This window comes from Nonomuraea typhae (assembly GCF_009760925.1).
Lineage (GTDB): Bacteria > Actinomycetota > Actinomycetes > Streptosporangiales > Streptosporangiaceae > Nonomuraea > Nonomuraea typhae.
This window is the reverse complement of record NZ_VRLV01000005.1, coordinates 324,941-349,484: the sequence shown is the minus strand read 5'-3', so window position 1 is coordinate 349,484 and position 24,544 is coordinate 324,941. Positions and strand designations below refer to the sequence as shown.

The 24,544-nt window shown below is 69.9% G+C and carries 25 protein-coding genes, 1 tRNA gene and 1 pseudogene; 13 read left to right on the top strand and 14 right to left on the bottom strand.

The features are described from left to right. Positions 1-48 precede the first annotated feature (48 nt). Positions 49-1,224 carry a Cmx/CmrA family chloramphenicol efflux MFS transporter gene (locus FVE25_RS21060; RefSeq protein WP_157248714.1) on the top strand — a complete coding sequence of 392 codons (1,176 nt, stop codon included), beginning with the start codon at positions 49-51 and terminating at the stop codon, positions 1,222-1,224. An 89-nt stretch (positions 1,225-1,313) separates the two neighbouring features. Further along, positions 1,314-2,345, top strand: coding sequence for a medium chain dehydrogenase/reductase family protein (locus FVE25_RS21055; protein WP_157248713.1), 1,032 nt, complete (start codon positions 1,314-1,316; stop codon positions 2,343-2,345). A 35-nt stretch (positions 2,346-2,380) separates the two neighbouring features. Here the strand turns inward: FVE25_RS21055 and FVE25_RS21050 are convergent, their stop codons facing one another. Continuing rightward, on the bottom strand, positions 2,381-3,259 hold the full coding sequence (locus FVE25_RS21050; RefSeq protein WP_219825589.1) for an NAD(P)H-binding protein: 879 nt from the start codon (positions 3,257-3,259) through the stop codon (positions 2,381-2,383). Positions 3,260-3,347: 88 nt separating this feature from the next. Between FVE25_RS21050 and FVE25_RS21045 the strand changes: the two genes are divergently transcribed. Next, positions 3,348-3,815, top strand: a complete 468-nt coding sequence (locus FVE25_RS21045) for a MarR family transcriptional regulator (RefSeq protein WP_219825588.1) — start codon at positions 3,348-3,350, stop codon at positions 3,813-3,815. Here the strand turns inward: FVE25_RS21045 and FVE25_RS21040 are convergent. Then, positions 3,804-4,820 (bottom strand): annotated as a pseudogene (locus FVE25_RS21040) (xanthine dehydrogenase family protein molybdopterin-binding subunit); the annotation flags it as partial. The gene FVE25_RS21045 and the pseudogene FVE25_RS21040 sit on opposite strands and share 12 nt — an antisense overlap. Positions 4,821-4,885: 65 nt before the next feature. Here FVE25_RS21040 and FVE25_RS21035 point away from each other — a divergent pair. From FVE25_RS21035 to FVE25_RS21025, 3 genes are read left to right on the top strand one after another with little or no spacing between them, the layout of a single operon-like run. Next, positions 4,886-5,608, top strand: a complete 723-nt coding sequence (locus FVE25_RS21035) for an MmyB family transcriptional regulator (protein WP_181019661.1) — start codon at positions 4,886-4,888, stop codon at positions 5,606-5,608. A 51-nt stretch (positions 5,609-5,659) separates the two neighbouring features. Beyond that, a complete protein-coding gene (locus tag FVE25_RS21030; RefSeq protein WP_157248710.1) occupies positions 5,660-6,142 on the top strand; it encodes a winged helix-turn-helix domain-containing protein in 483 nt (160 codons plus the stop codon). After that, positions 6,139-7,263: a retropepsin-like aspartic protease gene (locus FVE25_RS21025; RefSeq protein WP_157248709.1), complete on the top strand. Its 1,125-nt coding sequence runs from the start codon at positions 6,139-6,141 to the stop codon at positions 7,261-7,263. Before FVE25_RS21030 ends, FVE25_RS21025 begins: the two co-directional genes overlap by 4 nt. On the opposite strand, the gene FVE25_RS21020 is transcribed toward FVE25_RS21025, so the two are convergent. The 4 genes from FVE25_RS21020 to sp36 are packed head-to-tail and all read right to left on the bottom strand — an operon-like array spanning position 7,245 to position 9,493. Further along, positions 7,245-8,033, bottom strand: a complete 789-nt coding sequence (locus tag FVE25_RS21020) for an MBL fold metallo-hydrolase (protein WP_157248708.1) — start codon at positions 8,031-8,033, stop codon at positions 7,245-7,247. The genes FVE25_RS21025 and FVE25_RS21020 overlap by 19 nt on opposite strands. Then, positions 8,030-8,833: an NUDIX hydrolase gene (locus tag FVE25_RS21015; RefSeq protein WP_157248707.1), complete on the bottom strand. Its 804-nt coding sequence runs from the start codon at positions 8,831-8,833 to the stop codon at positions 8,030-8,032. The genes FVE25_RS21020 and FVE25_RS21015 overlap by 4 nt, the downstream gene beginning before the upstream one ends. A gap of 49 nt (positions 8,834-8,882) precedes the next feature. Then, positions 8,883-9,341 carry a RidA family protein gene (locus FVE25_RS21010; protein ID WP_157248706.1) on the bottom strand — a complete coding sequence of 153 codons (459 nt, stop codon included), beginning with the start codon at positions 9,339-9,341 and terminating at the stop codon, positions 8,883-8,885. Beyond that, positions 9,338-9,493 carry a Sp36 family protein gene (gene sp36 / locus FVE25_RS53905; protein WP_181019660.1) on the bottom strand — a complete coding sequence of 52 codons (156 nt, stop codon included), beginning with the start codon at positions 9,491-9,493 and terminating at the stop codon, positions 9,338-9,340. The genes FVE25_RS21010 and sp36 overlap by 4 nt, the downstream gene beginning before the upstream one ends. Positions 9,494-9,638: 145 nt before the next feature. Between sp36 and bagA the strand changes: the two genes are divergently transcribed. Further along, a complete protein-coding gene (bagA, locus tag FVE25_RS21005) occupies positions 9,639-10,640 on the top strand; it encodes an ATPase BagA (RefSeq protein WP_181019659.1) in 1,002 nt (333 codons plus the stop codon). Next, positions 10,637-11,770: an ATPase BagB gene (bagB, locus tag FVE25_RS21000; RefSeq protein ID WP_157248705.1), complete on the top strand. Its 1,134-nt coding sequence runs from the start codon at positions 10,637-10,639 to the stop codon at positions 11,768-11,770. Before bagA ends, bagB begins: the two co-directional genes overlap by 4 nt. A gap of 42 nt (positions 11,771-11,812) precedes the next feature. Here the strand turns inward: bagB and FVE25_RS20995 are convergent, their stop codons facing one another. Then, positions 11,813-12,109 (bottom strand): WhiB family transcriptional regulator, encoded by a 297-nt coding sequence (locus FVE25_RS20995; RefSeq protein ID WP_148036282.1) that lies wholly within the window; start codon positions 12,107-12,109, stop codon positions 11,813-11,815. A 241-nt stretch (positions 12,110-12,350) separates the two neighbouring features. Between FVE25_RS20995 and FVE25_RS20990 the strand changes: the two genes are divergently transcribed. Beyond that, positions 12,351-14,567, top strand: coding sequence for a transglycosylase domain-containing protein (locus FVE25_RS20990; RefSeq protein ID WP_157248704.1), 2,217 nt, complete (start codon positions 12,351-12,353; stop codon positions 14,565-14,567). Between the two features lie 157 nt (positions 14,568-14,724). Here FVE25_RS20990 and FVE25_RS20985 read toward each other — a convergent pair whose 3' ends face one another. Continuing rightward, positions 14,725-15,180, bottom strand: a complete 456-nt coding sequence (locus FVE25_RS20985; RefSeq protein ID WP_157248703.1) for a GatB/YqeY domain-containing protein — start codon at positions 15,178-15,180, stop codon at positions 14,725-14,727. Between the two features lie 60 nt (positions 15,181-15,240). Between FVE25_RS20985 and FVE25_RS20980 the strand changes: the two genes are divergently transcribed. Together FVE25_RS20980 and FVE25_RS20975 are read left to right on the top strand one after the other, a co-directional pair. After that, on the top strand, positions 15,241-16,134 hold the full coding sequence (locus tag FVE25_RS20980) for a metallophosphoesterase (protein WP_157248702.1): 894 nt from the start codon (positions 15,241-15,243) through the stop codon (positions 16,132-16,134). 70 nt (positions 16,135-16,204) lie between these two features. Continuing rightward, positions 16,205-16,278: transfer RNA gene (locus tag FVE25_RS20975), tRNA-Pro, on the top strand. Positions 16,279-16,342: 64 nt separating this feature from the next. Here FVE25_RS20975 and FVE25_RS20970 read toward each other — a convergent pair. The 6 genes from FVE25_RS20970 to FVE25_RS20945 form a co-directional block, all read right to left on the bottom strand. Then, on the bottom strand, positions 16,343-18,004 hold the full coding sequence (locus FVE25_RS20970; RefSeq protein WP_157248701.1) for an alpha-amylase family protein: 1,662 nt from the start codon (positions 18,002-18,004) through the stop codon (positions 16,343-16,345). After that, positions 18,001-18,897, bottom strand: a complete 897-nt coding sequence (locus tag FVE25_RS20965; RefSeq protein WP_246267241.1) for a TIGR03885 family FMN-dependent LLM class oxidoreductase — start codon at positions 18,895-18,897, stop codon at positions 18,001-18,003. Before FVE25_RS20965 ends, FVE25_RS20970 begins: the two co-directional genes overlap by 4 nt. A gap of 81 nt (positions 18,898-18,978) precedes the next feature. After that, positions 18,979-19,317: a PRC-barrel domain containing protein gene (locus tag FVE25_RS20960; RefSeq protein ID WP_157249044.1), complete on the bottom strand. Its 339-nt coding sequence runs from the start codon at positions 19,315-19,317 to the stop codon at positions 18,979-18,981. A 153-nt stretch (positions 19,318-19,470) separates the two neighbouring features. Then, positions 19,471-20,310: an alpha/beta fold hydrolase gene (locus FVE25_RS20955; protein ID WP_157248699.1), complete on the bottom strand. Its 840-nt coding sequence runs from the start codon at positions 20,308-20,310 to the stop codon at positions 19,471-19,473. Between the two features lie 44 nt (positions 20,311-20,354). Continuing rightward, entirely contained in the window at positions 20,355-20,606 is a 252-nt protein-coding gene (locus tag FVE25_RS20950; RefSeq protein ID WP_157248698.1) for a LuxR C-terminal-related transcriptional regulator, read from the bottom strand. A 136-nt stretch (positions 20,607-20,742) separates the two neighbouring features. Then, on the bottom strand, positions 20,743-22,596 hold the full coding sequence (locus FVE25_RS20945) for a BTAD domain-containing putative transcriptional regulator (RefSeq protein ID WP_181019657.1): 1,854 nt from the start codon (positions 22,594-22,596) through the stop codon (positions 20,743-20,745). A gap of 187 nt (positions 22,597-22,783) precedes the next feature. Between FVE25_RS20945 and FVE25_RS20940 the strand changes: the two genes are divergently transcribed. After that, entirely contained in the window at positions 22,784-23,725 is a 942-nt protein-coding gene (locus tag FVE25_RS20940) for an ABC transporter ATP-binding protein (protein ID WP_157248696.1), read from the top strand. Position 23,726: 1 nt separating this feature from the next. Continuing rightward, positions 23,727-24,539, top strand: a complete 813-nt coding sequence (locus tag FVE25_RS20935; protein ID WP_157248695.1) for an ABC transporter permease — start codon at positions 23,727-23,729, stop codon at positions 24,537-24,539. Positions 24,540-24,544 lie beyond the last annotated feature (5 nt).

Here is a 24,544-nt window from a genome sequence, read left to right as displayed (position 1 = left end):
AAACCCACCATCGGGGCCCTATCCATCGGCCATGAGAGGGGTTCGCGCATGTCCACGCAAACGGCAACCAAGGTTGGGGGACGGCTGCCGCTCGGGGTGTACCTGCTGGCGCTGAGCCTGTTCGCGATGGGCAGCGCGGAGTTTCTCCTGGCGGGGGTGTTGCCGGCGATCGCCGGCGATCTCGGCGTCTCCCTGCCGGCGGCGGGCGCGTTGATCTCGGCGTTCGCCGTGGGCGTCGTGCTGGGCGGGCCGCCGCTGGCCGTCGTGACGCTGCGCTGGCCGCGGCGGACGACGTTGGTCGTCACCCAGGTCGTCTTCGCCGCCTGCGTCGTGGCCGGCCTGGTGACCGACAGCTACGCGCTGCTGGTGGTGACGCGGTTCGTGTGCGGCCTGGCCTATGCGGGGTTCTGGGCGGTGGCGGCGGTGACGGCGATCGGCCTCGTGCCGCCGGACCGGACCGCGCGCGCCTCGGGGGTGGTCGTGAGCGGACTGAGCCTCGCGATGATCGCCGGCGGGCCGGCCGGGGCGATGATCAGCTACTTCACCGGCTGGCGGGGCGGTTTCTGGGCGGTGGCCGCCCTCACCCTCGTGGCGGCGGTGCTGACGGTGGTAGCCCTGCCCGCGACGAGCGCGACCGGCGTCCCCAGCGTGCGAACGGAGCTTCGCACCATGCGACGGCTCCAGTTGTGGGTGATCTACGCCGTCACGCTGCTGAGCACGGCGGCGTACATGATCTCGTTCTACTACCTCGCCGCCTTCCTGACCGAGGTCACCAGGGTTCCGGGCGTGTGGGTCCCGGCGATCCTCACGTTGTTCGGCGTCGGCGCCTTCGTCGGGCTGTCCGCAGGAGGGCGGATCGCCGACAGGAGGCCGACGCACGCGCTCCTGGTCGGCGCGGCGGGCATCGCCGTCGCCTCGGTCCTGCTGGCGCTGTTCGCCCGGAACGCGGTGGCGGTCGTGGTTCTGGTGCTGCTTCTCGGGATCGCCGGTTTCATCCTGAACCCCGCGATCTACGGGCGGGTGTTCACCGTCGCCGCCGAGGCCCCGACGCTGGCGGGCGCCACCGCCGTCTCCGCCTTCCAGCTCGGCATCAGCCTCGTGCCGGCGCTCGCCGGGGCGGCGCTCAACGCGGGCGCGGGGATCACCTCGGTCACCTGGATCGGCGCCGCCCTGGCGGTGGTGACGGTCCCGCTCATCCTGCTCGACCGCTCTCGCAAAAGTTAGAGACTATAACGAAGGTTATTGACACTCCCGTTCGCGATGAGTTACAACTTGTAATGAACACGACAGCCTGTAGCTCACGGGAGGACGCCATGACCGCCGAACAGCTCACCGAGATCCTTCTCCCCGGCAAGGTAGAGCCCGAGGGGCTCACCGTCCGCCACGGAGCCGTCCCCGCCCCGGCCCCCGGTCAGGTCCTGATCCGGATGGAGGCCACCGGCGTCTCCTTCGCCGAGCAGCAGATGCGCCGCGGCCGGTACTACGACCAGCCCGCCTTCCCCTTCGTCCCCGGCTACGACCTGGTCGGCACGGTGACGGCGACCGGCGAGGGAGTCGAGCCGGGCATGATGGGCGCCAGGGTCGCCGCGCTGGTCAAGGTCGGCGGGTGGGCCAGCCACGTGCTCGTCGACGCGGCGGACACGGTCCCGGTGCCCGGCGGCATCAGCCCGGCCGAGGCGGAGACCCTCGTGGTCAACGGCATCACCGCCTGGCAGATGCTGCACCGCAAGGCCAGGGTCCGCGCGGGACAGACCATCCTGGTGCACGGTGCCAACGGCGGCGTCGGCTCCGTGCTGGTCCAGCTCGCCCGCGCCGCCGGGGTGAACGTGATCGGCACCGCCTCCGCCCGCCACCACGCCGCCCTGCGCGAGCGGGGCGTCATCCCCGTCGACTACCGCGCCGAGGACGTCGCCGCCCGCGTCCGCGAACTCGCCCCCGCCGGTGTGGACGCCGTCTTCGACCACGTCGGCGGCCGCGGCATCGTCACGTCCTGGCGCCTGCTCGCCCCCGGCGGCACGCTGGTCTCGTACGGCAGCGCCTCCACGAGGGACGCGGAGGGTTCCAAGCAGTGGCCGGTGCTCAAGCTGCTCGGCCGGGTCTGGCTCTGGAACACGCTCCCCAACGGCCGCCGGGCCTACTTCTACAACGTCTGGGCCGGCCGTACCCTGGCCAAGGACCGGTTCCGCGCCCGGCTGCGCGCCGACCTCACCCAGGTCTTCGCCGCCCTGAAGCACGGGGACGTGACGGCCCAGATCGCCGCCCGGTTCCCCCTGGCCCGCGTGGCCGACGCCCTGCGCCTGGCCGAGTCCGGAACGGTCGCCGGAAAGATCATCCTGAACCCCTGAGGCGGTCGGCCCACGCGGGAGACCGGCCACGACCGTCACATCGTCCGGGTGAACTCCGCCGCATGCTCCTCGGCCCACGAGGCGAAGCCGTACGCGGGCCGGCCGAGGATCCGCGCCACCTCCTCGCTCACCCGCGGCGGACGGCCGAGGTCGCGGGCGTATCGCGCCATGAGGGCCGTGACGAAGGGCTCGGGGATGCCACGGGCGACCCAGCCCTGAACAGCGGCCTCGGGCGGAACCTCCACGTAGGACAGCGGCCTGCCGATGACCCGGCCGATGGTCTCCACCATCTCCGCGTGCGTGAGGGCCTGCGGCCCGGTCAGGTGGATGCGCTGCCGCAGCACGTCGTCGGCCAGCAGGGCGTGGGCGGCCACCGCCGCGACGTCGCGCTCGTCGATCGGCGTCTCCCGGAAGCCGGCGTACGGCCCGCGGACCACGTCACCCGCCCTGATCTGCGCCGCCCACCCGGTGAGGGCGTTGACCGCGAAGCTGGACGGCCGCAGGCTCACCCACTCCAGCCCGCTGGTGACGGCGGCCTCCTCCGCCTCCTTGTTCCGGTCGCCGCGCAAGCGCGACGGCTGGTGATCGAGGGGTTCGTCGATGTTGGCGGCCGCGAGCGCCACCACCCGGCGGACCCCGTGCTCGGCGGCCAGCGCGACGAGGTCGGCCGCCGCGTCGCCCGCGGCCCTCGGGTGAAGGAAGAGCGCGGTGACACCGTGCAGGTGTGGGGCGAGGGTCTCGGGCCGGGACGGGTCGCCGGTCACCACCTCGACGGGAGCGGGCGCGCCGGCAGCGGGCGCGTCTGGGGTGGGTGCGCCGGCCCGGGTGACGGCTCGGACCCGGGCCTTCGCCTGGACGAGCAACTCGACGAGGGGACGGCCGATGACGCCGGTGGCTCCGGTGACGAGGATCATGATGCTTCCTTCCGCATGCCGTATGATATGGAAACCATAACATCTATTTTGAAAGTCATATGATATGGATTCCGTCACATCTGACGCCGTGGAGGAAGCACGCCGTCGCAGGCGGGCGACCGCGCAGCTCAAGGAGGCGCTGCGCGCGCTGAGCGGCCAGCTGTCCCTGCTCGATCGGCAGGTGAGCGCGCGGGCGGAGCTGAAGGACGTGGATCTCGACTGCCTCGACGTCATCGGCAGGCACGGGCCGATCAGCCCCAGCGCCCTGGCACGGCAGGCCGGGCTGCACCCGGCCACGCTGACCGGCATCCTCGACCGGCTGGAGCGGGCAGGGTGGATAGCCAGGGAGCGCGACACCGCCGACCGCCGGGCCGTACTCATCAAAGCGCTGCCCGATCGCAGCGGCGAGCTGTTCGGGCTCTATTCCGGCATGAACCGGGCGATGGACGAGATCTGCGCCGGCTACACCGAGACCGAATTGCACCTGGTGACCGGCTTCCTGCGCCAGGTCACCGGGGCGGGCGGCGAGGCCACGGCGGCGCTGTCACAGGGGTGAAAGCAGCTTCTCCATGAGAATCGGCAGGTCGCGCACCCGCTTGCCGGTGGCGTGGTAGACGGCGTTGGCGATGGCGGCGATGGTGCCGGTCATGCTCATCTCGCCGATGCCGCGGGAGCCGAGCGGGTTGGAGTAGGGGTCGGGTTCGTTGACGAACAGGACCTCGATGTCGGGGATGTCGGCGTTGACCGGGAGCATGTACTCGGCCAGGTTGGGGTTGGCCAGGCGGCCCAGGCGGGCGTCCACGACGACGGCCTCCAGCAGGGCGGCGCCGGTGGCCATGATCATGCCGCCGATCATCTGGCTGCGGGCGGTGGTGGGGTTGAGCACGCGGCCGCAGTCGAAGGCGCCGAGCAGCCGCCGGAGCCGGATGGTGCCGAGCTCCTCGTCGACGGCGACCTCGGCGAAGACGGCGCTCCAGGAGTGCACTGAGTGGGTGCCGGCGTCGGGCAGCTTGGTGAGTGCCAGGGTGCCGTACTTGTCGTGTCGTTCCTGGGCGGGGATGCCGGCGAAGTCGTCGTGCGTGGCTTCGACGACCGTGCGGCCGGCGGCGCCGAGCAGTTCGGCGAAGCTCAGCCCCTGCTCGGGCCGGCCGGTCGGGTGCACGCGGCCGGCGCTGACCTGAAGTTCACCCGCGTCCGGTCCGATCAAGGCCGAGGCCAGCCGGATGAGTTCGTCGCGGACGGCGGCCGCGGCCCGGTGGGCGACCGGTGTCACGGATCCGGCCAGCGTCGAACCGCCGCTCACCGCGGCGTCCGGGTAGCTGCTGTCGCCGAGCCGTACCGTCACCGTGTCCGCGGGGACGTCGAAGACGTCGGCCGCCGCTTGGGCGAGCAGCGTGTAGGTGCCCGTGCCCAGGTCGGTGGCGGCGCTGAGGACCTCGATGGCGGCGTCGGCGTGGACCCGCACGGTGGCGGCGGAGGGGTGGCTGTAGGTGGGGAAGACGCCTCCGGCCATGCCCCAGCCGATCAGCTCGTGGCCGTCGCGCATGCTGCCGGGCCTGGGGTCGCGCTCCGCGGCGTGGCGAGATCACCCCGAGGCAGGTCGGCCTGCCCGCGGGCAGCCGGAAGGTGACCGGGCTGCGCCGGGAGGAGGTGGCCCACCGGGCGGGGATCAGCGTCGACTACTACACCCGCCTCGAACAGGGCCGCCTGCCCGCCCCGTCCGGCGGCGTCCTGGACGCGCTGGCCCACGCGCTCCTGCTCAACCTCGACCAGCGCGACTATCTGCGGTCGCTGGCCGATCGCGCGCCCGCCCGCCGCCAGCGGCCGCGCCAGCAGAGCGTCCCGGAGCCGGTGCTGGAGTTCCTGAACGACCTGACCGCCACGCCGGCGTTCGTTCTCGGCCGGTTCCTGGACGTCCTCGCCTGGAACGACCTGACGACCGAGCTGTTCACCGACTTCGGCGCGCTGGCCGAGCCGGAGCGCAACTATCTGCGCATGGTCTTCCTCGATCCGCTGATGCGCGAGCGCCTGCCCGACTGGGACTCCGGGGCCCGGCAGTGCGTCTCCGTCCTGCGCATGGACGCCGCCCGCTACCCCAGCGACCCCCGCCTGGCCGCCCTGGTCGCCGAGCTGGCCGTCAAGGCGCCGGAGTTCCATCACTGGTGGACCACCCACCGGGTGGCCGCCAAGACCTTCGGCGTCAAGAGCGTCCATCATCCGAAGACCGGCACGCTCCACCTGCACTGGCAGATCCTCACCGTGGCCCAGGACCCCGACCAGTGCCTGGTCGTCCTGCCTCCCGCGGACGAGGAGAGCCGCGCCGGCCTGGCCCTCCTCAACCGGCCCTGAAGCCGCTATTCTGTTATTCCGGAATTACGGAGCAACAGCATCGAGGCGCCCATGAACCCGCTGGAAAAACGCGTCGAGGAACTCGAACGCCGCATCGCCCTCCTGGAGGGTGGCGGACGCTCCCCCGCCGGCCCCGCGCCGGCCGACCTGCTCGCCCTCATCCAGTCCAGACCCGGCACGATCCTGTACGGCGGAGCCGCCGGCTTCGGCGAGCGCGACTACCTGTGGGCGATGGAACACCCGGCCGCCGAGGTCGCCGCCGCGCACTGGCCCGCGGCGGCGACCTTGCTCGAGCACCTCGGCAGCGCCCCGCGCCTGGCCCTTCTCGCCGCCGTCCTGCACGAGCCGCGCACCAGCAGGGAACTCCAGGAAATCCTCGGCGAAACCTCGACCGGGCACCTGTACCACCACCTCAAGGACCTGCAGAGCGCTGGCCTGCTGGTTCAGCCCCGGCGCGGGGAGTACGCGATCGCCCCCCATGCCGTGGTGCCCTTGATGACGATCGTCGCCATCGCCATGGAGCTGGGATCATGAGCAGACAGGCGTGGCGTCACTGGTCCGAGGGCGACGTGGAGTCCTGCCGGCTCCTGGCGCGGACCCTGCCCGGCCGCACCCGGGACCACCTGCTGTTCCTGTGTGAATACGTGTGCCAGTCCTACGAGCAGGCGCTGGCCCACTACGCGGCCCTCGGCGCGCCGCGGTCCCTGGACGAGCCGGTCGTCGAAGCCTGGCTGCACCTGGGCCGCCCCGATCGGGCCGTCGAGCACGTACGGCGCCGCCGCCGGGAACCCTCGCCCGTCCTCGAGCGGCGGCTCACCCACCCGCTGGGCGTCCGGCTCGGCGAGTCCACCGTGTTACCCCTGGCCGACCACGAGCTGGCCCCCTATCTGCCCGCCGTACCGGCGACCATCGACGGCATCGACGTCCTGGCCCACCTCGACACCGGCGCTCCCTTCGTGGTCCTGGGCCCGGGACGCGCCGCCGAACTGGGCGTTCAGACCTTCCCCGGCGGCCGATCCCACCAGGGGCTGCGCAGCGCCGACAGCCGCCACGGCACCGTCGCCGAGCTGCGCCTGGGGGCCGCGACGCTGACGAACGTGCCGGTGACGGTCCTTTCCACCCTCACCGGCGCCCAGGACCTGGTCATCATCGGCACGAACGTCCTGCGGCAGTTCCTGACCACGCTGGACCAGCCGGGCGGCCGCCTCGTCCTCTCCCCGAGAGGCAGCCCCTGCCCCGCCGGCACGGAGGTCGCGTTCTACCTCTGGTCGGACCACTACATGTTCGCCCGCGGCGGCTTCGGCCCCCACGGCCTCACCTTTTTCGTCGACTCTGGCCTGGTGTACGTGGCCGACGACCCCCGGGGGCCGCGCCAGGCGAGCCTGCTGGCCACCTCCCGCCGCTACCGCTCCTGGGGCGTGCCGCGCCGCCTGGCCGGGCTGCCGCACTTCGACAGCCCGTCGCCGATCTCGCTGGGCCCGCTGGCGCGGCAGGACCTGCTCGTGGCGGCCACGCGGTCCAGGAGGACGCCGTGGCGGTCCTTCGGCGGCGTGCGCATCGACGCCATGCTGTCGAACGGCTTCCTGAGGTCCTACGCGTGGACCCTGGACTTCGACCGGCGCCGGTACGTCTTCCGTCAGGGCGAGCCCAGGTAGTCGAGTTGGGCCCGGACCGAGATCTCGGCCATGGGCCAGAGCTGCCGGTCCACGTCCGCGTAGACGATCTCCACGATCTCCCGCGGGGTTCTGGCTCCCTGTTTCTGCGCGGACCTGATCTGGTCCAGCCTCTCCCGCCGATGCCGGATATATCCGTCCAAAGCGCCGATCGGGTGGGCGAGCACCGGGCCGTGCCCGGGCAGCAGGGCGTCGGCAGCCAGCTCCTCGGCCGCCTGCCTGAGCCGGTCCAGGCTGCGCAGGTAGTCGGCCAGGCCGCCGTCCTGCGCGATGACCGTAGTCCCCCGGCCGAGAACGGTGTCGCCGGTCAGCATGGCCCGGTCCTCCGGCAGCCAGAAGCACAGGGAGTCGAAGGAGTGCCCCGGGGTGCCGTACACATGCAGCTCGACCCCGCCCACGGCGACCACGTCACCGTCGGCCAGCCCCTCGGAGCCCAGCCGATGACGGGGATCCAGCGCCCGCACCGGCGCCCCGACCAGCTCCGCGAACCGGCGCGCGCCGCCGCTGTGGTCAGAGTGCCCGTGGGTCAGCAGGATCTGGCGCACCCGCCGCTCCCCCAGATGCCGGACGACCCGATCGAGGTGCGCCGCGTCGTCGGGCCCCGGATCGACCACCATGACCTCGTCGGTGCCGATGACCCAGGTGTTGGTGCCGTCCAGCGTCATCATGCCGGGATTGGGAGCCAGCACGTTCTCGGCGTGTGCCGTACGGGAGCCGTCGGGGGTGTCGATCGGGATGTGAAGTCCGCTCATTGCATCATCAACCGCCACTCGCCCTCGATCTCTACCGCCCTCGGGAGAATAGTGACAATCTCCCGCTGTACGGCAAGGGCCTCCGCGACCGAGTCGCAGGCCGACAACTCCCGCAACGTGGCATACGTGGGCGGCATGAGGAAGATCTCGCCCCTGTGCGCCAGGTCGAGGCCCTCGGCGGGACGCTTCCACGCGACCTTGTCGGCCTCGCCGCCCACGTCGCGGGTGCGCTGGCCGGGCGGCAGCACGGCGACGAAGAAGCGGGTGTCGAAGCGGCGCGGTTCGATCACCGGCGTGATCCAGTGCGACCACGGTTTCAGCAGGTCGGAGCGGAGCACCAGCCCGCGCTTGTCGAGGAAGTCGGCGAAGGACACGCTCCGGTCGATCAGGGCCAGCCGGTCGGCCTCCCAGCCGGGGCCGGTGGTGTCCTCGACCACCGAGTCGGCGCCGGGCCCGGCCAGCAGGACGCCGGACTCCTCGAACGTCTCCCGCACCGCCGCGCAGACCAGTCCGCGGGCGGTGCGTTCGTCGGCGTTGAAGACCTCGCCCCACTCCTTCGGGGACGGCCCGGCCCACGCGACGGCGTGGTCGGTGTCGCGGGGATCCACCGAGCCGCCGGGGAAGACATAGGCCCCGGCGGCGAACGCCATCGTGGACTTCCTGCGCAGGAGGTAGACCTCAAGCCCGTCACGCAGGAGTACCACGGTGGCGGAGTCCTTGGCGGGAACCGGCTCGAGGCGTCCGGCGTCGATCTCGCGAGCCCGCTGGGCGAGCTCTTCAGGCAGCGGTAGTCCAGCCACGATGACCTCCAACTAGAACATCACTCGGTCATGGTGACACACCGGCACCTTAGGAAACTTCGGCGATCAGCTCCACCTCGACCGAGGCCCCCAGCGGGAGGGCGGCCACGCCCACGGCGCTCCTGGCGTGCACCCCCGACTCGCCGAAGACCTCGCGCAGCAGCTCGCTGGCCCCGTTGCCCACGCTCGGCTGCGCGGTGAACTCGGGGTCGCTGGCCACGAAGACCACGACCTTGACGATCCGCACCACCTTGCTCAGGTCGCCGACCTGCGACTTCAGCGCGGCGATCGCGTTCAGAGCGCAGATGCGGGCGTGCCCGGCCGCCTCCTCCGCGGTGACGTCGGCGCCGACCTTGCCGGAGCCGACCAGCTTGCCGTCCACCATGGGCACCTGGCCCGAGGTGTAGACGTAGTCGCCCGAGCGCACGGCCGGGACGTAGGCCGCCAGCGGCGGCACCACCTCGGGCAGGGTCAGCCCGAGGTCCGCGATCTTCTGCTCGGGGGTCACGCCTTCTCCCGCTTGAAGTAGGCCACCAGGTTCTCGGCGTTGGGACCGGGCACGATCTGCACCAGTTCCCAGCCGTCGGACCCGAAGTTGTCCAGGATCATCTTGGTGTTGTGGATCAGGAGGGGCGCGGTGAGGTACTCCCATTTCTTCATGCGGATCAGCGTAGTGACCGAGCGCAGCGAGGGAACCATCAAACACAGTAGCTTCAGCTCACGCTCACGACGGAGTCGGGAGTGTGAGCTAGCTCAAAGCCTCCGCAGGAGTCGGCAGGAAGTGACTGACAGGTAGCCTCGAGTCGTGGACTCTCGGGACACCGATTGGGACGGCGTGCGACTGCACGTGGTCACCGGCAAGGGCGGCACGGGCAAGACGACCGTGGCCGCGGCCCTGGCCCTCGCGCTGGCGGCGGGCGGGCGCAAGGTCCTGCTCGTCGAGGTCGAGGGCAGACAGGGCATAGCACAGATCTTCGACCTGCCGCCGCTTCCCTACCAGGAGCGCAAGATCGCGGTGGCCCCCGGCGGCGGTGACGTGTACGCGCTGGCCGTCGACCCGGAAGAGGCCATGCTCGACTACATGGAGATGTTCTACGGCATGCGCCGCGCCGGACGCGCGCTGACCCGGATGGGCATCGTGGACTTCGCCACCACCGTCGCCCCCGGCTTCCGCGACGTGCTGGTCACCGGCAAGACCACCGAGGCGGTGCGCAGGAAGGCCAAGAACGGCAAACGGGTGTACGACGCGGTCGTCCTGGACGCGCCGCCGACCGGCCGGATCACCCGCTTTCTCAACGTGACCCAGGAAGTCGCCGGGCTGGCCAAGATGGGGCCGATCAAGAACCACTCCGACCTGGTGAGCGGGGTGGTGAAGTCGCCGGAGACGGCTGTGCACTTCGTCACTCTTCTGGAGGAGATGCCCGTTCAGGAGACGCTGGACGGCGTCGCCGAATTGCGTTCTGCCGGACTTCCGGCAGGCGGAATTTTCCTCAATATGGTGCGTGAATCACTCCTTCCGCAAACCGCACTTGACTCGGCTGTCAAGGGCCGATTCGACGTGGGCGAACTCACACTCGGCCTCAAGGCCGCCGGGCTGGCCGACGGAGCCGACGCCACGGCCGTGGCCGAGTCGCTGATGGCAGAGGTCGTCGAGCACGCCCGCCGTACCGAGATCGAACAGGCGGAACGCCGCTCGCTCACCCAGGTCGAGCTGCCCCGCTACGAGCTGCCGCTGCTGGCCGACGGGGTGGACCTGGCCGGACTGTACGAGCTGGCCGAGAGCATCCGCACCCAGGGAGCCGCATGAAGACGCCGACCCCCCTCGACATCGACGCCATCCTCGACGACGGCGGCACCCGCATCATCGTCTGCTGCGGCGCCGGCGGCGTCGGCAAGACCACCACCGCCGCCGCCCTGGGGCTGCGCGCCGCCGAGCGCGGCCGGTGCGCGGTCGTGCTGACCGTGGATCCCGCGCGCCGCCTGGCGCAGTCCATGGGCCTGACCGAGCTGGACAACACCCCCAGGCTCGTGCACACCGCCGACGCGAGCGGCGGCCGGCTCTTCGCCATGATGCTCGACATGAAGCGGACCTTCGACGAGATCATCGAGGCGCACGCCGACCCGGAGCGCGCCCGGCAGATCCTGTCGAACCCCTTCTACCAGTCGCTGTCGTCCAGCTTCTCCGGCACGCAGGAGTACATGGCGATGGAGAAGCTCGGGCAGCTGCGCCGCTCCGACGAGTGGGACCTGATCATCGTGGACACGCCGCCGTCGCGCTCCGCGCTGGACTTCCTCGACGCCCCGGAACGGCTCGGCCGCTTCCTCGACGGGCGCTTCATCAAGCTGCTCACCGCTCCGGCGAAGGCCGGGGGACGCAGTGCCTTCCGGTTGCTCAACGCCGGATTCGGGCTCGTGGCCGGGGCCATGACCAAGCTGCTGGGCGCGCAGGTGCTGAAGGACCTGCAGACGTTCGTCTCGGCGCTGGACGCGGTCTTCGGCGGGTTCCGGCAGCGGGCCGAGATGACCTACCGGCTGCTCCAGGCGCCCGGCACCGCCTTCGTGGTCGTGGCCGCGCCCGAGCGGGACGCGATGCGGGAAGCGTCCTACTTCGTCGAACGGCTCGCGGAGGAGCGCATGCCGCTGGCCGGGCTCGTGGTCAACCGCGTGCACGTCTCACCCGCCGCCGGGCTCTCGGCGGCACGCAGCGCCGCCGCGGCGGAGGACCTGGAAGCCAGAGGCGAGCACGAGCTGACCGCCGCCGTGTTGCGGCTCCACACCGGGCGGATGCAGCTCGCGGCCCGCGAGCACAGGGAGCGGGAGCACTTCGTCTCAGCCCACCCCACCGTGCCTGTCGTCCAGGTCCGGGCCATGTCGCAGGACGTTCACGACCTCGCGGGTCTGCACGAGATCGGGGAACTCCTGGCGACCGGAGCATGAAAGCACGGCCGGCGTGCGCCGGCCGTGCTTCCGGGGCAGGGATCAGCCTGCGATCAGCTCGTTAGTCCGTTCGTACTCTTCCTTGGCGGACTCGAGCAGCTCCCGCCACGAGTCCACATCAGGCCGCCGCCGCAGCAGCGCCCGCCGTTCCCGCTCCGTCATACCGCCCCACACCCCGAACTCGATGCGGTTGTCGAGCGCATCGGCGAGGCATTCGGTACGGACCGGGCATCCTCGGCAGATCAGCTTAGCCCTGTTCTGCGCGGCTCCCTGGACGAACAGCGCGTCCGGATCCGCACCTCGACAGGCGGCACGGGAGGTCCAATCCGTGATCCACATTTCGACCCCACTCCCCTTAGGTGGTCAGTCGTCACTTGGGGCCGACGGGCGCGGGCGCCGAGCCTCCGTATTCAGTTGCCGCAGAGGAGAACGTATGCAACGAGACGTTCGGGCCGACAGACCCCAGAGGACCAATTTCTCGCCCGAGTGTTGACCGGGAATGACTAGTCACCCCAACCAGTCAAGGCGAAATGGGGTTCGGTTACCGATAACGTCACTCTTTCGACGTACTCTTGGTGCTGTGCAAGCTCAGGGCAAAGATCGTTCATCACCGTTCACGAACGTCATCCGGCTGATCGCGGCCGGGGCGGCCGCGGGTGTGCTGGCGGCCGCCATCGCGCTGCCCGCCGTAGGCGGCGCCGGTGTGACGGCCAAGTCCGCCATGGAGGATCTCAACCTCAAGCCGGAGAACCTCGACGAGCCTCCGCTGCCCGAACGCACCATCCTCAAGGATGCCAAGGGCAAGCAGATCGCCCAGTTCTACTTCGAGAACCGCCAGTCGACCACCCTCGACAAGGTCGCGCCGATCATGAAGGACGCGCTGATCGCGATCGAGGACTACCGCTACTACGAGCACGGTCCCATCGACATCGAGGGCACCATCCGCGCGCTGCTCAAGAACATGACCTCCGGCGGCGTGACCCAGGGCGGCTCCTCCATCACGCAGCAGTACGTCAAGCAGGTGCTGTTCAACGCCGCCGAGACCGACGCCGAGCGGGCCGCGGCCATCGCGCCCACCTTCTCCCGCAAGCTGAACGAGCTGCGCTACGCCCTGGCGATCGAGAAGAAGTACAACAAGGACCAGATCCTGGAGAAGTACTTCAACATCGCCTACTTCGGGGCCGGCGCCTACGGCATCCAGGCCGCCTCCAAGCGCTTCTTCGGCAAGTCGGCCAGCGAGCTCAACCTCGTCGAGGCTGCCACGCTGGCGGGAGCCGTACAGAACCCCAACAGGACCGACCCCAACGTCAGCAAGGACTCGCGCGCCGCGCTCCTGGATCGGCGCAACCTCGTCCTGGACACCATGGTCCTGCGCGGGAAGATCACCAAGCCCGAGGCCGACGCCGCCAAGACCACCAAGCTCGGCTACAAGGACACGAAGTTCCCCGGAGGCTGCGAGACCAGCCCTTATCCGTACTTCTGCCTCTACGTGCAGCACGAGATCCTCAACAACGAGGAGTTCGGCAAGACCCCGGAAGAGCGCAAGAAGCGCCTCCAGCGCGGTGGCCTGACGATCAAGACCACGATCGACCCGCAGATGCAGAAGGCCGCCGACAAGGCGATCAAGAAGTGGGTCAGCACCAAGGACAAGCCGGTCGCTTCCCAGGCGATGGTCGTGCCCGGCACCGGTGAGATCAAGGCGATGGCCGCCAGCCGGAAGTTCGGCAACAACAAGAAGAAGAACGAAATGAGCTACAACGTGGTGGCCGACGCCAAGCACGGCGGTGGCGGGGGCTTCCAGCAGGGCTCCACCGCCAAGCCGTACACGCTGGCCGCCGCGCTCGAAGAGGGCTACAAGTACAACGACGGCTTCCCGTCGCCCGCCGGCTACAACGCGCCCAGCTACGGCGCCTTCCGCGACTGCAAGGGCAACCGCGTCGGCGAGCCCTCCCACCAGGTACGCAACTCCAGCGAGGGCGGCGGCGGCTTCAAGACGCTGCAGTCCGGCACCTGGGGCTCGGTCAACACCTTCTTCATGAAGCTCGAAGAGCGCGTCGGCCTGTGCAAGACGGTCAAAATGGCCAAGAAGCTCGGCCTCAAGCGCGCCGACGGCCAGCCGCTGAAGGAGTTCGAGACCTTCACCCTCGGCATCAACGAGACCGACCCGGTCACCGTCTCCAGCACCTACGCCGTCTTCGCCTCGCGCGGCATGTACTGCAAGCCCCTGGCCATCACCGAGATCGTCGACCGCTTCGGCAAGGCCCAGCGGTTCAAGCCGAAGTGCTCGCGGGTCCTGGAAGAGGAGGTCGCCGACGCCGTCAACGGCATCCTGTCCGGCGTCTTCACCAAGGGCACCATGAGCGGCGTCGGCGGCATCGGCCGCGACGCGGCGGGCAAGACCGGCACCACCGACGGCTACACCGCCGCCTGGTTCGCCGGCTACACGCCCAACCTGGCCTCCGCGGTCAGCATCGGCGACCCGCGCGGCGCCTTCAGCCACGACCTGATCGGGGTCACCATCGGCGGCCGGCCGTACGGGTACGTGTACGGCGCCTCGATCTCCGGGCCCATCTGGAAGCAGTCCATGATCGACGCCCTGAAGGGGGTCGAGCCGGCCGAGTTCCATCCGGTCAACATGGAGCGCTTCGGCGGCTGTGGCGACATCTGCGCGCCCAAGCGGGTCGAGAAGGACGAGGAGCCGGGGGACGGGGACGGGCCGCCGGATGACGGTGGCGGCGACCCGTTCGAGATGTTCGAGATGGACGGGGGCAACCGGCCCATCACCCCGGCCAACTGACCACTCGAGAGGCTCCCGGTCGCTGGGGGCCTCTCGTGGTTCGTGGGGTACGGCCCGGCCGTACCTGGGGTGCGTCGGGTGGCCGAGTGGGCAGGCGGGCGCGGATTTATCCGTGTTTAGCCGTGTTTGTGGCGGATTTAGACGGATTTAGACGGATTTATGCGGACAGGCGGGCGCGGACGGCGGCTGCGACCCGGCCGCCCTCGGCCCGGCCGGCCACCTTCGGGTTCAGGACCTTCATCACCGCGCCCATCGCCTTCGGCCCCTCGGCGCCGCTCTCCGCGATGGCCTCCTCCACCAGCGCGTTCAGCTCCTCGTCCGACAGCTGCGCCGGAAGGTACTCCTCCAGCACCGCCTGCTCGTCCAGCTCCGCCTGCGCCTGCTGGGTACGGCCAGCGTTAGAGAACGCCTCAGCCGCCTCCCGCCGCTTCTTGGCCTCCTTCGTCAGCACCTTGACGATCTCGTCGTCCGACAGCTCCCTGGCCTCCTTGCCGGAGACCTCCTCGACGTTGACGGCGGCCAGGGCCATCCGGATCGTCCGCAGGCGCGTGTCGTCCCGGCTCTTCAGGGAGGCCGTCAGATCGGCCTTCAGCTTGTCCTTCAATGCGCTCATGCGCTCCATCTTGCCGCTTGGCGGGCACCCCTTGTGCCGGATGTCGGGCATCATGAATGGGTGAGGAAAGCCGTCGCCATACCACTGTCCCTGCTGGGTCTCGGCGCCGCCGGGCTCGGCTACGCCTCGGTCGTCGAGCGCAACTGGTTCCGGCTGCGCCGGTTCGACGTCCCGGTTCTGGCCCGTGGACAACGCCCGGTCCGCATCCTCCACCTGTCGGACCTGCACCTGACGCCGGGCCGTACCAGATTGATCAACTGGGTCCGCTCCCTGGGCTCCCTCGAGCCCGACCTGGTCGTGAACACCGGCGACTCGATCGCCCACCCGGAGGCCGTCCCGTCGCTGCTGTACGCCCTGGAGCCCCTGCTCGGCCGTCCGGGCCTGTTCGTCTACGGCTCCAACGACCTGTACGCCCCGGTGGTCAAGAACCCGCTGCGCTACCTCTGGCGCACCTCCCGCAACGAACGCCGCCAGCACGTGCCCTCCCTCCCCTGGCGCGAACTGGGCGAGGGCATGGCCGCCGAGGGCTGGCTGGACATGAACAACACCACCGCCCGCATCAAGGTCGCCAACCTGGACGTGGCCGTGGCCGGCATCCACGACTCCCACATCTCCCGCGACCGCTACGACCTCGTCGCCGGCCCCGCCCCCGAGGACGCCGACCTCCGCCTGGGCGTCATGCACTCCCCCGAGCCGCGCAACATGACCCGCTTCGCCGCCGACGGCTACCAGCTCCTCCTGGCCGGCCACACCCACGGCGGCCAGGTCTGCATCCCGTTCTACGGCGCCCTGGTCACCAACTGCGGCATCGACCGCGCCCGCGTGAAGGGCCTGAGCCGCCACGACGCCGCCTGGCTCCACGTCTCCGCCGGCCTCGGCACCTCCCCCACCGCCCCCGTCCGGTTCGCCTGCTTCCCGGAGGCCACCCTGCTCACCCTGGTGCCGCGGCGCTGAGAAATATGCGGTCACAAGCACACGGGAAGTCCGCTAGACTTTCGGAGGCACGCGCAAGACGGGCGTGCACCGGGGTGTAGCGCAGCTTGGCAGCGCGCTTCGTTCGGGACGAAGAGGCCGTGGGTTCAAATCCCGCCACCCCGACCCAGCTAGACCGCCTCTGAACTGCTGAGACTTCAGCAGAGCAGGGGCGGTTTCGTGTTTGGGGTCACTGTGATGTGACGGAGGCGTCGTCTGGCGCGACCTTCGGCGGGGCGGCGCGCAGCCAGCGGGAACCGTGCGGGTCCAGCGGCAGCCGTACCCCTCCCTTCCGCGCGACCTCGAACGTGGCGTCGGTGAGCAGGTCGGTCAGTACGTGCTCGCCCAGATCGTCCAGGCTCAGGTCGACGTCGGTGGCGGTGTCGGTGAAGTTGTGCACGACCACGACGGAGGCGCCGTCGGCGTCGCAGCGGTGCGCCAGGACTCCCGGATGGCCGGAGTCGAGCACGGTCGTCTCGCCCCAGGCCAGTTCTGGGCACTCCCGGTAGCGTTCGATGAGGAGCTGGAACCAGCGCAGGAGCGAATCGGGCCGGCGCTTCTGGTCGGCGACGTTCACCCGATCGGGGGCGTACGCCCCGCCGGGCATGGGCCTGTCGGGCTCGGCGGGGCTGAAGCCGCCCTCCGGTGACCACTGCATCGGCGTGCGGACGGCCATGCGGCCTGCGGCGTCGAGGTTCTCGCCCATCCCGATCTCCTCGCCGTAGAAGATCACCGGGGTGCCGGGCAGGGAGAAGAGCAGGCTGTAGGCCATTTTGACGCGCCGCAGATCGCCGCCGAGCATGGTCGGCAGCCGGCGCCGCAGGCCGCGGCCGTAGATCTGCATGGTCTTCTCGGGGCCGAAAGCGGCGAAGATCTCCTCGCGCTCCTCGTCGGTGACCTTGTCGAGAGTGAGCTCGTCGTGGTTGCGGAGGAACATCCCCCATTGGCAGTCCTTGGGCGGCCGGGGACGCGCGCGCAGCGCGGAGGCCAGCGGCTCGGCCTCACAGCGGGCCAGCGAGAGCCAGGCGCGCTGCATTGAGATGAAGTCGAAGCACATGGTCAGCTCGGTGCCGTTGCCGCCGCCGAAGTAGCCCATGAGGTCCTTGTAGGGGAGGTTGACCTCGCCGAGGAGGATGGAGCCGCCATCGCGTCGGCCCATGAAGGCGCGCAGGTCGGCCAGGAAGTCGTGGGGGCTGGGCAGCTTCGGGTTGACGTTCTCGATCAGGAACGGCACGGCGTCGACGCGGAAGCCGGACAGGCCCAGCTCCATCCAGAAGCCCAGGATCCTGGCGATCTCGTCGCGCACCTCGGGGTTGGCGACGTTCAGGTCGGGCTGGTGCTTGTAGAAGCTGTGCAGGTAGTACTGGCCGCTCTTCTTGTCGAACTCCCAGAAGGAGTTCTCCTTGTCGGGGAAGACGACCTGCTCCGGATCGTCGGGCTCGGGGGTGTCGGACCAGACGTACCAGTCGCGGTAGGGGTTGTCCTTCGCGGAGCGCGCCTGCTTGAACCACGGGTGCCGGTCGGAGGTGTGGTTGACGACCAGGTCGGCGATCACGCGCAGGCCGCGGTCCTTGGCGGTGCGCATGAACTCCACGAAGTCCCCCAGCGTGCCCAGGCGGGGGTCCACGCTGTAGAAGTCGGTGATGTCGTAGCCGTCGTCGCGGTTGGGCGTGGGGAAGAACGGCATCAGCCACAGGCAGGTGACGCCCAGGCCCGCCAGGTAGTCGATCTGCTGGGTCAGGCCGCGGAAGTCGCCGACGCCGTCGGCGTTGCCGTCCTTGAAGGTCTCGACGTCGAGACAGTAGGCGACGGCGTTCTTCCACCACAGGTCGGAGGTGTAGGTGAGCCTCATGTCAGGGCCTTCGCGAAGGCTTCGACGAAGGGGAGCTGTTCCCTGCCGACGTGGTGGAGATAGATCTCCGTGAAGGGCTCGTAGTGGGACAGCATCTCGATATGGTGCGAAATTTCGTGGGATATCTGGACCACTTGCGCGACCTGTTCCGGTGTGACGTGCTCCGAGACCGCGTCGAAGACCTCGACGCTGTCGATGTCCCAGCAGGCCGGCGGCGGGAAGACGTTGGAACGCCATTGATCGTGCGCGATCCGCTCGGCCTCCTCCCGGGTGGGCGCCCAGCTCAGGTGAACCTGCACCCGCAGCGGCCCGCGTCCCCCGGCCTCCCGGTAGGCCCGGGCGACGTCGTTCGCCTTCGGGCCCCCGACCGTGATCAGCCCGTCGGCCCAGGAGGCGCACCAGCGGGCCGTCTCCTCGCTCACCGCCGCGCCCACCAGGGCCGGCGGCTCCTCCGGACGCGTCCACACCCGGGCCCGGTCGACTCTGACCAGGCCGTCGTGCGTGACCTCCTCGCCCCGCAGGAGCGCGCGGATCACCTCCACGCACTCCAGCAGGCGGGCCTTCCGCACCGCCTTCGGCGGCCAGCGGTCACCGGTGACGTGCTCGTTGGATGCCTCACCGGTGCCGAGCGCCGCCCAGAACCGGCCGGGATACATGGCGCCCAGCGTGCCGATCGCCTGGGCGACGATCGCCGGGTGGTAACGCTGGCCGGGGGCGGTGACCACGCCACAGGGCAGCGACGTGCTCTCCATCGCCGCTCCCAGCCAGGACCAGGCGAAGGCCGACTGGCCCTGCCGTACGCTCCAGGGCGAAAAGTGGTCGGAAGACATGAAGGCTTGGAAGCCCGCCTGCTCGGCCGCGGCTACGGCCTCGAGCAGACGGCTCGGAGGCACCTGTTCGTGCGATGCGTGCAAACCATAAAGCGGCATGGGTCCCACGCTGCCCCGAGAGCGGCCCGGCGAACCCGCCGGTGATCACATGCTGGGATAGCGGCCGTAGTACGTGCCGAGTTCCTCGCGGTAGGAGCTGTCGCGGTAGGTGTCCTTGTCGTACTTCGGCGCGTCCTTGATTTCCTGCTTGGTCCGTGCCAGGTAGACCTTGCGCTCCTGCGGGTCGATCCGGACAACGGTGCCGGCGGGCAGGACGTGCTTGGATCCGAAGATCCACGGGCCGGTGTCGACCACGATGTAGCGTGACCCGACCTCGTGCTGGGCCTCGTCCACGGAACCGATCGAGCCGTCGGTGGCCTCGACGTCGAAGCCGACGATGTTCAGGGTGTCGTCGTCGTAGACGCCGGAACCGTAGCTCCACATATCAGACACAAGAACCTCCTGGTGTGAGTTGAGAACGTGTGTCCTGGGCTGCTGCCCGGCTGTGGGGCGTTAAACGGGGACACCCGAAACGGGGACACCCGTCACGGGGGCCCGAGCGGCGTCGGCACGCCGATCTTCCAGCCCTCCCCGGTGTCAGTCCGACAGGAAGGCCAGGATGGCGTCGGTCTGACCGAAGATCGAGTGTCCGACCCCGGGCAGCGACCGCACCTCCGCGTGGGGGACGCGGCGGCGGATGCGGTCGGCGGTGTCGGCGGAGTCGAACAGGGCGTCGCGCTCGCCGACCGTCACCATGAGCGGCTGGGTCAGGCTGCCCAGCGTCTCGTCGGAGAACCTGGGCAGGCGGGCCGTGCGTGGCTTGAACTGGGTGAAGGTCAGCACCAGGTCGTCGAGGACGGACTCGTCGGGCAGGTTCTCCAGGCCCGCGACGCTGCGCGCGGAGCGGCGGATGCCCCGGCGGCCGAAGAAGCTGAGCGCGATGGCCTTGAACAGCCATGCCGATCTGGTCCTGCCCACGCCGCCCGGGCACATCAGGGCCAGGCGGGTCACCCGGTCGGGGCGGCGGGTGGCGTAGTCCAGGGCCATCCAGCCGCCGAGCGAGGTGGCGACGATGGGGGCGGCGGCGATGCCGAGGGCGTCCAGCACCTCGTCGAGCCATCGCGCGTAGGCGTCGGAGTCGAGCGGCGGGCGGGCGGGCGCGCTCAGCCCCGGCTCGCCGATGAGGTCGACGGCGTAGACGCGGAAATGGCGCGACCAGGAGGTGACGTCGCCGCGCCACATGGTGGCGTTGGTACCGGAGCCGTGCAGCAAGACCAGCGGGGCGGCGTGTTCGGGGCCGGAGGCTACGACGAAGGTCTCGCCCTGGTGGGTCGCCAGGCGGAGGTGGTCGGCGGGGACCGGCCAGGCGTCGAGGGCCTTCTGGTAGCGGTGCCGGATCTCGTTCTCGCCGGCTTCGGTCTTGTAGATCGCGCTCATGCTTGCACCCTATCGTTCCCTATCGAGGGGAGCGAAAGGGAGTATCACGGGTCAGCGCCGCCGGGCATGGGCGGCCAGCTGCCGACGTGCAGGACCTCGTGTACGTAGGAGTAGGCCACGAGCTGGCTGCGGTTGCTGCACTCGAAGCGGTCGAGGAGCTTGCTGATGCGTTCCGCGACCGTGTAGCGGCTGAGGTGCATCTCACGAGCGATGCGTGTTGTCGTGTACCCCCTGGCCAGCATGACTATCAGCGCTCTGTCGCGATCATCTATCAGGCCGTCGGAAGCCAAGTCCATGTGAAGTCCCGGGTCGGATCGCCTTGACAGGAGAAACTCCCCGCGGAGCGTCTCCGCTGCAAAGTTAGAAGCGACCGCTTAAGCAACGGTATGGCCATACCATGCCGCCGGTTATGGGTCCGGGCCGTTTCCGGATTCACCAGGACTGACGGAAACCCTTGCCCTGGAGGATTTCCTCATACAGATTCCGAAGCACTGGGCTCGGATCGATGCCGAGTTCGACAGCGAGGTGCCGGCGCACGGCCTCGTACTGGGACAGCGCCTCGGGTGCCCTTCCGCAGCCGGCGAGCGCCGTCATGCGGGCGGCCACCAGCCGTTCACGGCCCGGGAAGTAGGTGACCAGATCGTCGAGCCTGGTCAGGGCTTCCACGTGGCCACCGCGCTCGATCTCCAGCTCCGCCCAGTCCTCGCTGACGGCGAGGTGCAGGTCGGTGAACCTGCCGACCGCCTCGTCGATCAGCGGGACGCCGGAGAACTCCGCCAGCGGCTGCCCGCGCCAGAGGCTCAGGGCCTCGTCGAGCAGGGCCGCGGCCGCGTCGGCGTCACCACGGCGGCGCAGGTCGCGGCCCGCGGTGGCCAGGTGCCGGAAGCGGAGCAGGTCGAACTCGTCGGAGCCGGCGTCCAGCCGGTAGCCCCAGCCTTCGTAGGAGATCCGGTCGCCGATCTTCCTGCGCAGCATGGAGACGTAGACCTGGAGGTTCTTGCGGGCGGTGGCCGGTGGCCGTTCGCCCCACAGGGAGTCGATGAGCTGCTCGGTCGGGACGACCTGGTTGGCGTTGGAGAGCAGGATCGCGGTCAGCACGCGGGCCTTGCGCGCGCTGATGTGCACGAGCGTGCCGTACACCCGGACCTCGAGTGCGCCGAGCACGCGCACGTCCATGCCGGGCGTCATGTCCTTGGCCTGGCGGGTTCTGTCGGTGCCGAGCATCAGGAACCCGGTGAGGTCGATCGTCGGGCGGCTTTCCCTGGTCGCCTGCCGGTGCAGGTCCTGGACCATCGACAGGGCGGCGATCGAGACGTCGTCCACGCCGGCCTTGGACTCGAACCAGCGCCAGTCGCCTTCCGAGTTCACCTCGAGGAAGACCGGGCCTTCCTTGGTCAGCAGGAAGTCGAAGGCGCCGTAGCGCAGGCCCCAGAGACCGACGAGCCGCTGGACCGCTCCCGCGACGGCCTCGGGGGCGATCACGGGGCTGACGGCGACCGAGGCCGCGTCGCGCCAGATCGCCTCGGGTGAGTGCTTGCGGACGCGGAAGGCCAGGATCTCGCCGTCCAGGTGGTAGACGCGCAGTTCCGCCCAGTGCTCCACGTACTCCTGGACGATCATCGGCATCTCCTGGGCGGGGAGGTTCCTGGCGCCGGCGCCGTCCAAGATCTCGGGGAACATCGCCTCCATGGTGCCCGGCTCGGTCTCCACGAAGTGGCGGTCGAGCGCCTTGACGACGACCCGGTCGGTGGCCAGTTCGGCGCTGGCCGCCGCCGGGTCGGTGGTGATGATCGTTCTGGGGGTGCGGATGCCGGCCCTGGCCGCGCTGTAGAGCTGGACGAGCCTGCCGGGGTCGGTGCCGTCGGGCAACCGTACGGCCGACAGCGAGGACACCTGGTCGACGAGCGCGCACCACGAGTCGGCCCGGAACAGCGACAGGGCCGAGCCGTTCCCTCCGGGGATGGCCCGCGAGGAGAAGTGCCGCACCCAGGTGAGGGTGGGGATGATGCGGCGGCCGTCCACGGTCAGCGAGCCGTCGTCGGGCTGGCTGATGATCTTGAGGCTGGCGATCGCGCCGGCGTCGATGCGCAGGCTCGGCACGCCGAGGGTGCGCAGGCCGCGCTGGAGGACGGCGAACTCGGCCAGTCCCGTCCGATCCAGCAGGACGACGCAGGGCAGGGCCACCTCGGGGTCGGTCTCTTCGGGGAGCTGCCAGCTCACGCCGGGCCGGCCGGCGGGCATCCGCAAGGTGTAGGGCTCGGCTCCAGGTCCTCGCTTGAGATTCACTCGATGTCCCCGCCTCGTGATCGGTGCACGCTTGCTCAAGACGCCGTAAGGCATGGTATGTCGTCCATTGCTGGTCCTTATCAGGTGATCCCCACCCTGGACCGCCCCGGATGCCCACGTTTGTGGGGTTGTGTCACCCAGTGATCGCCAAGCAGTCTCGACGCGACGGCAAGAGAAGGGTGAGTCTGTGTCGAGCGACGTGGTGAAGGCTGCGGGGCTGACCAAACGCTACCGGCGGAGCCCACGACCGGCGGTGGACGACGTCTCGTTCGAGATCGACCAGGGGGAGACCGTCGGGCTCCTCGGCCCCAACGGCGCGGGGAAGACGACGTTGATCAAGATGATCTGCGGCGTCAGCGTGCCCACGTCCGGGCACGTCCGGGTGTTCGACGCCGATCCGGTCCGCGAGCCCGTCGCCGCCAAGAGCGGCATCGGGGCGATGCACCAGTCCGGGCCGTTCGACATGATGTTGCCGGCCCTCGACAACCTGCGGATCGCGGCCATGTTCCGCGGCCTGCGGTGGCGCGAGGTCCGGCCGTGGGCCTTCGAACTGGTGGAGTACTTCGGCCTGACGGAGTCGCTGCCCACGCTGTGCTTCCAGCTCTCGGGCGGGCAGCGGCAGCGCCTGCAGCTGATCCGCGCGCTGCTGACCATTCCCCGGCTGCTGATCCTCGACGAGCCCTCCGCCGGCCTGGACGTGCCCGGACGGCGGCAGGTGGAGCGGTTCGTCACATGGCTGCGCGAGGAGCACGGGGTGACCGTGTTGTGGACCAGCCACCACATCGACGAGGTCGAGCGCAACAGCCAGCGCGTCCTGGTGGTCAACCAGGGCAAGGTGGTGCGCTTCGCCAAGCCGCGCGAGCTCGTCGAAGAGTTCGGGACCACCCACCTGCTGATGACCGTCGAGGACCAGGACGCGGGCAGAGCCGTGGCCGCCTGGGCGGAGAAGGCAGGGCTGACGGCCACCGTCGGCGAGGCGGAGGTGCGATTGGACGGCACACGCGTGCGGGACGTGCTGCCGGAGCTGACCCGGTACTGCCACGAGAACGCGGTGCCGGTCTCCGGGTTCTCGACCGCCACCGACTCCCTGGAGCAGGTGTTTCTCCGGATGACCGAGAACGAAGGGTGACATGGCCGCCAAGCTGACGTTCGCCAGCACGCCCCCGGCCGCCAGGGCGCGGGGAGCCGACCTGCCGGCGGTGTTGTACAGGGAGTACGCGCTGCTCGCCCGCAACCGGGCCTACCTCATCCTCGGCCTGACGCCGATGCTGGTGTACCTCCTGCTGGTCAACACCTCGCTGAGCAACCTCGTCCAGGTCGTCGACTACCGCGGGCTGGACGTCAGGTTCTCGGTGTTCCTGCTGCCCATGACGCTGGCGATGTCGGTCGTCAGCGCCGCCGGCACCTCCGGCACCGCGGTGTTCCAGGAGGAGTTGAGCGGGGTGGCGACGCAGCTGTGGTCCTATCCGCTGCGCAGGTCCCGGTTCCTGCTCGGCAAGCTGATCGCCGGGGTCTCGCTGGTCCTGGGCCAGAGCCTGCTGGGCCTGGGCGTGGCCGCGTTCATCTTCGACTTCCCGTTCACCCCGGAGGGCTGGGTCGGCCTGCTGACGACGCTGGCCCTGGCCGCGCTGGCGTTCAACGGGCTGTACCTGGCGGTGGCGATGACGATCACCGACTTCCAGGCGTTCATGGTCATCTCGAACGTGTCCATTCCGGTGCTCGTCTTCAGCGCGCCCTCCCTGTACACGGTGGACAGCATGCCGCTGGTGCTGCAGTGGGTGTCGGCGGTCAACCCGCTCACGTACGCGATCAACGGCATGCGCGACGCGGCGCTGTTCGGCTTCGCCGACGCGTGGCAGGAGATGCTCGTGCTGGCCGTCATGGCGATCATCAGCTACGGCGTGGGCGGCCGCGCGCTGCTCAACCGCGCCCGCAACATGTGATGGGG

Bases quoted from the DNA above. Each gene is read 5' to 3' on its own strand.
- FVE25_RS21050 (WP_219825589.1), bottom strand. From the start codon at position 3,259: ATGATCCTCGTCACCGGAGCCACCGGCGTCATCGGCCGTCCCCTCGTC.
- sp36 (WP_181019660.1), bottom strand. From the start codon at position 9,493: ATGAAGAAATGGGAGTACCTCACCGCGCCCCTCCTGATCCACAACACC.
- FVE25_RS20970 (WP_157248701.1), bottom strand. From the start codon at position 18,004: ATGAGGCTCACCTACACCTCCGACCTGTGGTGGAAGAACGCCGTCGCC.
- bagB (WP_157248705.1), top strand. From the start codon at position 10,637: ATGAAGACGCCGACCCCCCTCGACATCGACGCCATCCTCGACGACGGC.
- FVE25_RS20955 (WP_157248699.1), bottom strand. From the start codon at position 20,310: ATGAGCGCGATCTACAAGACCGAAGCCGGCGAGAACGAGATCCGGCAC.
- FVE25_RS20950 (WP_157248698.1), bottom strand. From the start codon at position 20,606: ATGGACTTGGCTTCCGACGGCCTGATAGATGATCGCGACAGAGCGCTG.
- FVE25_RS21060 (WP_157248714.1), top strand. From the start codon at position 49: ATGTCCACGCAAACGGCAACCAAGGTTGGGGGACGGCTGCCGCTCGGG.
- FVE25_RS20935 (WP_157248695.1), top strand. From the start codon at position 23,727: ATGGCCGCCAAGCTGACGTTCGCCAGCACGCCCCCGGCCGCCAGGGCG.
- FVE25_RS21030 (WP_157248710.1), top strand. From the start codon at position 5,660: ATGAACCCGCTGGAAAAACGCGTCGAGGAACTCGAACGCCGCATCGCC.
- FVE25_RS20985 (WP_157248703.1), bottom strand. From the start codon at position 15,180: ATGAGCGCATTGAAGGACAAGCTGAAGGCCGATCTGACGGCCTCCCTG.
- FVE25_RS21055 (WP_157248713.1), top strand. From the start codon at position 1,314: ATGACCGCCGAACAGCTCACCGAGATCCTTCTCCCCGGCAAGGTAGAG.
- FVE25_RS21025 (WP_157248709.1), top strand. From the start codon at position 6,139: ATGAGCAGACAGGCGTGGCGTCACTGGTCCGAGGGCGACGTGGAGTCC.
- FVE25_RS20995 (WP_148036282.1), bottom strand. From the start codon at position 12,109: ATGTGGATCACGGATTGGACCTCCCGTGCCGCCTGTCGAGGTGCGGAT.
- FVE25_RS20960 (WP_157249044.1), bottom strand. From the start codon at position 19,317: ATGTGGAGCTACGGTTCCGGCGTCTACGACGACGACACCCTGAACATC.
- FVE25_RS21020 (WP_157248708.1), bottom strand. From the start codon at position 8,033: ATGAGCGGACTTCACATCCCGATCGACACCCCCGACGGCTCCCGTACG.